1 protein-coding gene is annotated in these 246 nt (G+C 65.4%); it reads left to right on the top strand.

Annotation, left to right across the window (positions count from 1 at the left end; genetic code table 11):
* Positions 1-5 precede the first annotated feature (5 nt).
* A partial coding sequence (locus tag HBA93_RS22690) for a YHS domain-containing protein (RefSeq protein WP_353619435.1) occupies positions 6-246 on the top strand: 241 nt, incomplete at its 3' end.

Here is a 246-nt window from a genome sequence, read left to right as displayed (position 1 = left end):
ATCTTGTGACGGACCCGGTCTGCGGGATGGAGGTCGACCCGCAAACCGCAGAACATCGCCTGACCCATGGGGGCCACACTCACTATTTCTGCTCGGCGTCCTGCAATGCGAAATTCGAGGCGGACCCGGCGCGATATCTTGCAGGGGAAGCGTCGCCCATACCGGAAGCGCCCGAGGGCGCGATCTGGACCTGCCCGATGCATCCCGAGATCCGGCAGGACGGGCCGGGAAGCTGCCCGATCTGCG

Origin of the sequence: Ochrobactrum sp. SFR4 (assembly GCF_019730395.1) — a bacterium.
Taxonomy (GTDB): Bacteria; Pseudomonadota; Alphaproteobacteria; order Rhizobiales; family Rhizobiaceae; genus Pseudochrobactrum.
Note: the sequence above shows the minus strand (reverse complement) of the source record. Positions and strands in the feature narration are given on the sequence as shown.